This window comes from Wenjunlia vitaminophila DSM 41686, from assembly GCF_000380165.1.
Lineage (GTDB): Bacteria > Actinomycetota > Actinomycetes > Streptomycetales > Streptomycetaceae > Wenjunlia > Wenjunlia vitaminophila.
Genome location: NZ_KB904638.1, coordinates 1 through 2,016 on the forward strand (window position 1 = coordinate 1; position 2,016 = coordinate 2,016).

A 2,016-nucleotide genomic window follows, 5' to 3' on the forward strand; every position below is an offset into this window, starting at 1 on the left:
CGCTTTGCCCTCGGCCTTGCCTTCCAGGAACTTCTCCTCGACGAGGGTGCCGCGGCCGGGGAAGAAGCTACCCACGTGCATCAGTTTCCTCCAGGTTTCCCGTGCCTGGGTCTCCCCCAGGCCGATCTCCAGTAGTTCCGAGTAGTACGAGACCGACGCCGGGTCGGCCGTCCCGAGAGCTTCCGCCAGCGCTTCCAGTATGGCCGGGGCATCCTGGTCACGGCTGTGTGTCATGGCCGAGAAGGCGGCCATGGTCAGGTCCCGGGCGGCCTCCTCCGGGTCGATGATCAACGGGACGTTCTCCGGGCCCAGGACCAGGGGGTGGACCGAGAGCGCGGTCCAGCCTTGGGGACCGAGCCTGAAGGGGCCGGCGGCCCAGGCAGCGGTGGCCTTGTCCTGGCAGACCACCAGCAGCAGCGCGGGGCAGGTGTACTTCGCCTTCAGGTAGGACAAATAGTAAGCCCAACTCAGCGCCTTGGCCCGATCGGGGCGTCCCTGTGCCTCGATGACCAGGAGGAAGTCCTCGCCCCTGGTCGGCTTGATCCGCAGCACGCTGTCCACGCGCCGCTCCAGTGGCCGGATCTCGGTGACGTCAGTGGTGAGGACCTCGATGGCGGCCAGCTCGGGCAGCGGCACGCCGAGGAGCCGGAACACCGGGGTGAGCAGCTCCGGACGGTCCTGGAAGATCCGGTGCGCTGCCTCGTGGTGCGAAGTGACCATGATCGGAACGTTAGGGGTGTTCTGATTGGTACATCCAGTTATCTCAAGATAGATACCCCATTCAAGTGAAAACGGCCTAGATGAACCGTTTCTCCGGTTTCTTATCTGATCGCTGCGGGCGTGTTCGAACGAGCCCGGTGGCCGGGGCCCGGGGTGGCCGCCCCTCCCCAGCGTGTGACCTGAATCACGCCGGGGGGTGTCACGGGTCGGAGGGGTCGTCTGTCCCATGGACGTCACCACGACCGACACCGCCCGAACGTCTGGGAGTCCGACATGACCAATGCCCACCGCGTCGTCGTCCTCGGAGCCGGCTACACCGGCATGTTGTGCGCCATCCGCCTCGCCCACCGCACCCGCCGTGACAGCGTGCGCATCACCGTGGTCAACCCGTCCGTCTGGTTCACCGAACGACTGCGGCTGCACCAGATCGCGGCCGGGCAGGAACTGCCCGGCCACCGTGTCCCCGACCTGCTGGCCGGGACCGGCGTGGCGTTCCGGCAGGGCCGGGCCACCGCGATCCACCCCGACCGGCACACCGTCGAGATCGACCACGCCGACGTGCTGGGGTACGACACCCTGGTGTACGCGCTCGGGGCCACCACCGACACCGCCGCCGTCCCCGGTGCCGACCGCCACGCCCACACCCTCGACTCCACGGGGGCCGCCATGGTGTTCGCCGCGCGGCTGGACGAGATGGAGGCGGACGGTGGCGCCGTCACCGTGTGCGGCGGCGGGCCGACCGGGGTGGAGGCGGCTGCCGAGGTGGCCGAGTGCCACCCCGGGCTGCGCGTCACCCTGGTCACGAACGGCCTGCCGGGGGCGGACCTGGGCGCGAAGGCGCGCGCCCACCTGGACGCCGCGCTCGACCGCCTTGGTGTCACGGTCCGGACCGGTTCCCCCGTGGCCACGGTGCGGCCCGACGCCGTCGAGCTCCTGGGCGGTGAGGTCGTCGCCTCGGACGCCTGCCTGTGGACCGCCGGAGTGGTGGCGGCTCCGCTGGCCGCGGACTCCGGCATCGCGGTCGATGACCGCGGTCGCCTCGTCGTCGACTCGACCCTCAGGTCGGTGTCCCACCCCGACGTCCACGCGGTCGGCGACGCCGCCGCCGTCCGCCAACCCTGGGGCCAGCTCCACGGCACCTGCCAGAGCGGGATGCCCACCGCCGCCCACACCGCCGACGAGATCGCCCGCGCCCTGCGGGGCGAGGAGCCCGAGCCGTTCCGCTTCGGCTACTTCCACCAGTCCCTCAGCCTGGGGCGCCGTGACGCGGTCACCCAGTTCACCCAGGCCGACGGC

At 70.6% G+C, this 2,016-nt stretch carries 2 protein-coding genes; one reads left to right on the plus strand and one right to left on the minus strand.

Annotated features, from left to right (window positions below; translation table 11 throughout):
* Positions 1-720: hypothetical protein (locus A3IG_RS0103375; protein WP_018382139.1), on the minus strand; the 720-nt coding region annotated here is incomplete at its 3' end.
* 273 nt (positions 721-993) lie between these two features.
* Between A3IG_RS0103375 and A3IG_RS0103380 the strand changes: the two genes are divergently transcribed.
* Positions 994-2,016 (plus strand): NAD(P)/FAD-dependent oxidoreductase (locus A3IG_RS0103380; protein ID WP_018382140.1); only part of this gene is annotated, 1,023 nt, incomplete at its 3' end.